This is a genomic window from Halochromatium sp. (assembly GCF_054919635.1).
The window spans coordinates 1-7,732 of the sequence record NZ_JBUDPI010000167.1 but is presented as its reverse complement, the minus strand read 5'-3'; the positions used below and the strand labels follow the sequence as shown (position 1 = coordinate 7,732).

Below are 7,732 nucleotides of genomic sequence, written 5' to 3'. Positions count from 1 at the left end.
GGCGAGCGAAAAGACCAGCAAGGCGGTATGAGCTTTGACAGAAATCGCCTAAGTGCCCGGCACAAGGGCCAGATTCGACCGCCCCTATCCGCCTGGGTCAAATTCCGCCCGTTCTGCTCGCCGAACCGCATCCCCACGCTATACAACCGCGCCCAGACGTCCCTCGGTCAATGCGGAGTGTCTAAGGCGCGGACGCGTCGGCTGCAGCCGGAAGCTCTGACGGCGACTCACCGCGCTCGCGCAGCTCCTCAAAGGGATCAGCGGCGGTACGTTTGCGCCCGGCATCGCTCAGCCGGCTCAGATAATCGAGCCACAGCGGCTGCCATCCGCGGCCGAGCTTGTAGAGGTACTGCCAGTCGTAGAGGCCAGAGCGGTGACCATCGTCGAAGACGATCTTCACCGCGTAGCTGCCGACCTGCTGTAAGTCAGTGATATTGACCGCTTCCTTGCCAACCTGCAGCTTGGCTTGGTCTGGCGTATGGCCCCGCACCTCAGCAGAGGGCGAGTAGACACGCAGATATTCACAGGGGAGGCGAAAGCGCGCCCCATCGTCATAGGCGATCTCGAGGATGCGAGACTGTTGATGCAGATTTATCTCAGTCGGCAGCGGGTGCTGTTCCATCGGTCGTCGACTCCGTGCGGCTTGGGTCTGCCGCATCAGGTGCGGACGTCGACCGGGTTTGCAACAGAGATTGCACCACAGCGACAGCCGCCGATTCCCCTAAGGCCAGATCCTGGGCCTGCCGCGCAAAAAGGTCACCAACTCGCAGTCACCAACTCGCAGTATTAGGCCGCTTGCGCCTGATAGAGCCGCTCGATCTCGGGCCAGCCGCTGCAATGACGCTCGATCAGACCGGCGAGCGTCTCGAGATGCGCGGGATCGTCGTTGAGGCAAGGAATGTAGTGATAGTCCTTGCCGCCCGCATCGATGAAGTAGCTGCGATTCTCGACGTTGATCTCTTCGAGCGTTTCGAGGCAATCCGCCGAGAAGCCTGGCGCGATCACATGCACACTCTCGACCCCATCAGCCCCCCAAAGCTTTAGGGTTTCGTCGGTGTAAGGCTGGAGCCATTCATCCCGACCGACCCGCGACTGGAACGAGACCATCCATCGATCCTCGTCCAGATCCAGACGCTCGGCCACCAGGCGCGCGGTCTTATGGCAATGGCAGTGGTAGGGATCACCGGCCATGAAATAGCGCTTCGGGATGCCGTGGAAGGAGAACAGCAGCCGCTCGGGCTCGCCCTTCTCGGCTGCAGCCGCACGGATGCTATCGCAGAGCGCGTCGATATAGCCGGGCTCATCGTGGTAGTGGTTGATGAAGCGCAGCTCGGGGAGCCAGCGCCAGGTGGTCAGCTCATTCGTCACCGCGTCGAAGGTCGAGGCCGTGGTCGTTGCCGAATACTGCGGATAGAGCGGCAGCACCAGCAGGCGGCGCACGTTCAAGCTCTTCAGCCGGCCCAATGCTTCGGGGACCGATGGCTTACCGTAACGCATGCCAAGCTCGACATGGACATGGTCGCCAAAGCGTTCGCTCAGGATCGCCTGTAGGCCCGCAGCCTGCCGACGGGCGACGTCGAGCAGCGGCGAGCCCTTGTCGGTCCAGACCGCCTGATAAGCCTTGGCCGAACGGCTCGGACGCACGCGCAGGATGACTCCATGCAGGATCAGCCACCAGACCGGCCGCGGCACCTCGACCACACGCGGGTCTTTGAGAAATTCCGCTAGATAGCGGCGAACCGCCGTTGGGGTCGGTGCCTCTGGCGTGCCGAGGTTTAACATCAGCACGCCGAGGTGCTCGGACATGTCGTGCTCGAAGCCGACAACGCTCTTGTATTTCATCGGATTCCCATGGGTTGCGCGTTTTCCCTGATCATCTTCACCAGCTTCACAGATTGGCGCGCGCGGAGCCGGGTTTCAACCGGATTGCGCAATTATCGCCAGACTAACCAGTCTCCGCCCCGCCCTCGGCCCCGGCCTCACCCCCAGCTCACACTTGCCGTGGTGCGCAGCCAAGCTTGAGCCCAGGTCGGCGGATCAGACCTCGTGCATGCCCTTGAGCTGGCGCAAGATGGCACGAAAACGCAACGGATCATCCTGACCAAAGACCGGGTCCTGGGCCTTGGGCGCCGCCGCCAGCAGTTCGCTCCAGACCGCTTCGGGCAGGCAGGCATCGGCCAACGGAAACGCCTGCTCGTCCTCGATGCGCATGTGCTCGCGCAGCTGGGCGATCAGCGCACGGCCCCGGCGCTCGACCTCGTCTCGTCGCAGCACCTCCTCGTGCACGATACCCTCCAGCGACTCCTTGAAGCGCCGGTTGACCTGGCCAAGCGCCTCATGCTGCTGGATCAATTGCTGCAGGAGCGCGTGTCCCGATCCTTCTTGAGCCAACACCCGCTCAAAGATCAGGTCTTCGCTCGGATGATGGACCTGGTCTGCATAGTCAATCATGTACTCCATCAGCTCACACATCAGCTCATAGTCCGGCTCAAGCCCATCGCGGAACTCATCAAGCAACCCTTCGAGTAGGCCAAGCAGCTGCTCGAGCCGGCGATGATCTCGGTCTAGACGCTGCAGTAGATCGTTCATTTAGGCCACCTCATGACGATGGTTTAGACGTTGCTTCAGCCAACGCCAGACGCTGCCCCGCGGCAGGCTGACGCCGGTCACCACATAGGTCAGCACCGCCGGATTGTTGAGCGTCCACTGCATCCAATCACGCGCACCTGGGCGCCCACAGAGTAGCAGCTGATCGCCCATACATAGCCGGTCACCAAGGTCCGGCAAGGCTCGATGACGGGCGCCACGTTTGTGCATCAGGCAGATCGCCGGCAACTGCTCATCGCGATCGCGTGGATCGCGCAGGAGGTCGCCGAGGGTCACCTGATGGCCTTGGCGATTGAGCGCGTTGGCGGCGAAACCAAAGGCCTCACCAACCTGCAGCTCCCACAGCATCGGCGGCCTCGCGTCAACCAGCGCGATGATGCGACTGACCAGCTCACAGGACCAGCCATCTGACTCCTTCTCGGCCTGAGCGACGAACTCCGAGAGCAGCGGCGCGCTGAGCAAGGTGCGAATGCGCTGGGCGACGATCAGGCTCGGATGCATCAGGATATCGGCCTTGACCGCGTTGAACAGCTCTTCGTTCATGAGCTGGTTCTCCCGTACCACCGTGAACAGATCAGGGTTTAGATCCTTGGCGGTCATGATGATCGAAAGGTTGTTCGCGTCGTTATCGGTGCCCGCAACAATGCCCACCGCGCGGTGGACATCGGCCTGCTCCAGCGTCACCGCCTCGGTGCCACGGCCCTTGATCAGCGGACCCGGCGGCAGTCCGGTCCGTTCGGGCTCCATCTCGACGACGATCAGCTCCACCCCCTGATCGGCGAGCTGGGCATAGAGCGCCTTGCCGAACCGCCCGTAGCCGCAGATGATCCAGAGTCCATCAGCGGGCGGATAGATCGGCTCGGGCATCATCGCACTGCGCAATTGGCCAAGCCAGTCTTGCAAGGTGGTCAGACAGGGCGAATCGATCGCCGTGCTCAGGTAGCGGGCGAAGATATCGAATGGGTCATAGATATGGTCGGTGCCGAACGAGGCCATATTGGCCTCGACATCATGCGAGTCCGCACGGCAGATCACCTTGGCATCCGGGTGCATCAGCTTGGCGGCTAGGGCCACCTTGAGGTTCACCTCGTTCGAGGAGGTGAGCGCCAGCACCCCCGCGCAGTAAGGGCTGCGCAGACCGGCCAATAACAGCGAGTCAGGGCGCCGCACGTCGGCACGCAGCGCGGGAACAAATTCGTGTAGTGATTCGAGCTTGAGTAGATCGATCCGCTCTGGGTTGCTGTCGAGCACCACGGCGCGCTGGGTGCGATCGGTCAGCGCCCGCACTAGCCCGCTACCGGTCTGGCCGTAGCCACAGACGAGGTAGAAGTCCTCTTTGATACGCCGGACATGACCAGCGAAGCGATGCTCCTCCATGGTCCGGCGCAGGGCCTTGTCCTGCAGCAAGGCGATCATCGAGCCCACCGAGTACAGCCAGCCGATCACAGTGGCATAGATGCAGACCACCACCCAGATGCGCTGCGCATCGCTGAACTCCCGCGGCAGCTCGCCGAAACCGATGGTCGTCGACATATAGCTGACGAAGTAGAACGCATGAAAGATGCTCAGGTGCCAGACGCTGCCATCGGGATTGCGTCCCGGGATCAGCACCAGCCCCACGATCGCGATCGAATAGATCACGATCAGGGTGAGCAACGGCGTGCGCATGCGCCGCAGGATGAGAAAGATGATGCTATCCACGGGCCGTCTGATCTGCTCGCGCCGAGGTCGCAGCGGGCCACTCAGCGCCGCAGCATGGTCGTCTCGATGATCAGCAGGATCACAGACACAACATTGGCCACCAGTGCTCCGGCGGCGAGCGAGACCACACTCGAGAGATCGCCCCCACTAAAGCCATCGGCTGAGGTATGTGCAGCAATGGTCCAAAGCACGGCACCAGCGACCAGCTGCAGCATCGCAACCAGGCTGGTCGCCAACAGCACTGCGCCCATCTGCGAGCGGTCGCCGAGCTTGAGCACGGTCGCGATCAGATTCACCACCAGGACGACCGCGTATTCCCAGGGATGATGATGCGCCGGGTTGTCGATCTCGCCGTAGACAAACCCGAAGTTCAGCGTCAGCGCCAGCAGGATGAAGAATCCAAAGACAACCTTTTCCGGGTTCATCAGGAAGCCCCTTGGTGAATGCCCACAGTCTTGATCGCCGGACGTATGCTATACGCATCATCCAGCCCGTTCCCCCGGCTCTCCTCAGAGCCCACAGCTTGCCAGTCGCGCAAAGGCGTCTCCCTGCCATGAGTCAATCGTCCAAGACCTTGCCCCTGCCCGAGGCCGTCAATGCCAGGCGCGCGCAGCTGCGCACCAAACAGGCCGGACGCATCGCCTACTATCAGGACGAGCGCGGCCAGGGCCGACCGCTGGTGCTGGTGCATAGCATCAATGCGGCACCAAGCACCTACGAGGTCAAGCCATTGTTCGAGCATTACGCCGGCAGCCGACCGCTCTACAGCATCGACCTGCCAGGCTTTGGTTATTCCGAGCGCGGCAATCGCGACTACACGCCCGAGCTCTACGCCAATGCGATCCGGGTCTTGCTGGAAGAGGTGGTGCAAGCACCGGCCGACCTGCTCGCGCTCTCATTGAGTGGCGAATTTGCCGCCCGCGCTGCGCTCGGGTCCCCGGCCAGCATCGCCTCGCTGGTGCTGATCTCGCCGACGGGCTTCTCGCGGCGCGTCCTGCCCTCAATGCTCGCCAGCCGCATCCTACGGGGCCTGCTCAGCACGCGGCTCTGGAGCCAAGGGCTGTACAACCTGGCCGCCTCCAGACGCAGCATCCGCTACTACCTCGGTCAGTCCTTCCAGGGCGAGCCGCCGCAGGATCTCTTGGACTATGCCTATGCCACCTCGCACCAGCCGGGCGCACGCTATGCACCCCTGACCTTCTTGTCGACCCAACTCTTCACCCGCGATGCCGTCGATAAGCTCTATGCGCGGCTCACCTCAGTGCCAGTGCTGGCGATCGCCGACCGCGACCCGTACGTGACCTTCGAGCTCCTGGACGATATGGTCTCCCTTCGAGCCAACTGGGAGCTCGAGGGCCTCGGTCCGCATCTCGGACTCCCGCAGTGGGAGCGGCCGCAAGCCCTATTCGACGTCTTGGATCGCTTCTGGGCGACGGCCTGATCGAGAGCCGGATCGACCTGGAGCGATCCGGAGTGCCCGCTGCCCCCTCTCAGCGACCGGTTCGGGGCAGATGGGAGGCGGATCGACGATCGACCGAGGCCGAGACAGCGGCTGCAACTCAGTGTTTGCCTCGACCGCGCAGCCTGGTACTGCCGACATAAAGCAGCGCACCAACCAGCATCACGACCATCGAAAAGCCGAACCAGCCGACGAAGAGATAGAGCACGCGGGACCAGACGACACCACCCCCAGCGCCATCGGTTAGATCGATGGTCTCCTGGTGGAGGAAACCAATCGAGGTCATGATCAGGGCCAAGACCAACGACCAAAATACAGAGAGCAGCAGGAGATTCAGCTTCTTTTTCATTGGCAATTCGGTCGCGTCAGTGTGGGGCTCTTGTGAGGATCAGGCCGCGGATTCAGCGGTAGCCTCGGTATCGGTCGAGCTCCGCGTGCGCTTCAATGACCAGTGGATCACCAGGTTCAGCATGCGCATGGTCGCTCCAATCGCGGCAAAGACCTGGTTGGCATGCACGCCGCGTGTCTTGAACTGGCCGCGCTCATCGGCCCAGGTGATCGCACATTCGGTCAGCGCGTCGGAGCGACCACCCTTGGGTATCCGGATCTCATAGTCGACCAGCTCCGGCAGGCTCAGCCCCTGAGTCTTGACCACCCGCGCCAGCGCCTTGTTAAACGCATCGAAGCCGCCATTGCCACTACCCGTCGCGGTCAGATGCTCACCCCTGAGGCAGATCTTGATACTCGCCGTCGACTCCAGTCCGTAGCTCGAGGAGACATTGCAGGCGAGCAGCTCAGCGTGGCTGTAGTCCTTGCTCTCCAGGACCTCCGCGATGATGAATGGCAGATCCTCGGCGGTGATCGTCTTCTTGGAATCGCCCAGCTCGACGATTCGCGCGAGCACCTTGCGCTGATTCTCCTCCGAGAGGGTCATACCGATGCGCTCGAGGTTCTTTACCAGCGAGGCCTTGCCAGCCAGTTTTCCAAGCGCATAGACACGGCGACGTCCGAAGCGCTCTGGCGATAGCTTGGTGAAGTACAGGCTGCCTTTGTGATCGCCATCGGCATGGATGCCAGCGGTCTGGGTAAACACGTCGTCACCCACGATCGGCGCATTGTCACCGATCCGCTTACCCGAGAAGTACTGCACCAGCTCGCTGACGTGGCCCAGGTGGCCCTCATCAATGCCGATCTCCAAGCCGAGCTGATCGCGCAGATTCACCACCACCTCCGCGAGCGAGGCGTTACCGGCACGCTCACCGAGACAATTGATCGTACAGTGCACGGCAGCCGCACCGGCCTGCGCAGCGGCAAAGACGTTGGCGGTGGCCAGGCCGTAGTCATTGTGCGGATGGAAGTCAAAGCGGCTCGACGGGAAGCGGCGGATCATGTCCGACATGGCCGCAAACACCCGCTCTGGAGTCATCACCCCGAGGGTATCGGGCAACATGAAATGGCCAACACCACTCTCTGCAAGGGACTCAACCAACGCATAGACGTAGCCGGGATTGTCGGCATAGCCGTTCGACCAGTCCTCGAGGTAGAGATTCACGCGTAAGCCACGCTCGCGTGCGAGCGCGATACTGGCCCGCACATCGTTGGCGTGCTGCTCCGGCGACTTGCCGAGCTGAATGCGGCAGTGCTTCTCGCTGCCTTTGGCGAGCAGGTTGATGACCTGCCCGCCCGCGCGTCGAATCCAGTCAATGCTGCGACCACCGTCGACGAAGCCGAGCACCTCAATGCGATCGTCTAGCCCCTTTGCCTGTGCCCAGTCGATGATCTGCGCTACCGCCGCCAGCTCGCCTTCTGAGACTCGCGCCGAGGCAACCTCAATGCGGTCGACACGCAGCAGCTCGAGCAGCGCTTTGGCGATGTTGACCTTCTCATCAGGAGAAAAGGAGACGCCTTGTGTCTGCTCGCCGTCGCGCAGCGTGGTATCGAGGATCAGGATGCGTTGGTCGTCTG

8 protein-coding genes are annotated in these 7,732 nt (G+C 62.2%); 1 reads left to right on the top strand and 7 read right to left on the bottom strand.

Translation table 11 applies throughout. From position 1 onward, the window contains the following. Nucleotides 1–181: 181 nt before the first annotated feature. From ACY693_RS11155 to ACY693_RS11135, 5 genes are all read right to left on the bottom strand, one after another. Nucleotides 182–622 carry a gamma-butyrobetaine hydroxylase family protein gene (locus ACY693_RS11155; RefSeq protein ID WP_462321900.1) on the bottom strand — a complete coding sequence of 147 codons (441 nt, stop codon included), beginning with the start codon at nucleotides 620–622 and terminating at the stop codon, nucleotides 182–184. Between the two features lie 164 nt (nucleotides 623–786). Next, on the bottom strand, nucleotides 787–1,842 hold the full coding sequence (gene hemH / locus ACY693_RS11150; protein ID WP_462321899.1) for a ferrochelatase: 1,056 nt from the start codon (nucleotides 1,840–1,842) through the stop codon (nucleotides 787–789). A 195-nt stretch (nucleotides 1,843–2,037) separates the two neighbouring features. Beyond that, on the bottom strand, nucleotides 2,038–2,589 hold the full coding sequence (locus ACY693_RS11145) for a hemerythrin domain-containing protein (RefSeq protein WP_462321898.1): 552 nt from the start codon (nucleotides 2,587–2,589) through the stop codon (nucleotides 2,038–2,040). Further along, complete coding sequence (locus ACY693_RS11140; protein ID WP_462321897.1) at nucleotides 2,590–4,308, bottom strand: potassium channel family protein; 1,719 nt, start codon at nucleotides 4,306–4,308, stop codon at nucleotides 2,590–2,592. It abuts the gene before it with no gap. A gap of 41 nt (nucleotides 4,309–4,349) precedes the next feature. Then, on the bottom strand, nucleotides 4,350–4,733 hold the full coding sequence (locus ACY693_RS11135) for a DUF6394 family protein (RefSeq protein WP_462321896.1): 384 nt from the start codon (nucleotides 4,731–4,733) through the stop codon (nucleotides 4,350–4,352). 128 nt (nucleotides 4,734–4,861) lie between these two features. Between ACY693_RS11135 and ACY693_RS11130 the strand changes: the two genes are divergently transcribed. Further along, nucleotides 4,862–5,749: an alpha/beta fold hydrolase gene (locus tag ACY693_RS11130; RefSeq protein WP_462321895.1), complete on the top strand. Its 888-nt coding sequence runs from the start codon at nucleotides 4,862–4,864 to the stop codon at nucleotides 5,747–5,749. Nucleotides 5,750–5,867: 118 nt separating this feature from the next. Here ACY693_RS11130 and ACY693_RS11125 read toward each other — a convergent pair whose 3' ends face one another. Continuing rightward, entirely contained in the window at nucleotides 5,868–6,116 is a 249-nt protein-coding gene (locus ACY693_RS11125) for a hypothetical protein (RefSeq protein ID WP_462321894.1), read from the bottom strand. Between the two features lie 39 nt (nucleotides 6,117–6,155). Further along, nucleotides 6,156–7,718 (bottom strand): alpha-isopropylmalate synthase regulatory domain-containing protein, encoded by a 1,563-nt coding sequence (locus ACY693_RS11120; protein WP_462321901.1) that lies wholly within the window; start codon nucleotides 7,716–7,718, stop codon nucleotides 6,156–6,158. Nucleotides 7,719–7,732 lie beyond the last annotated feature (14 nt).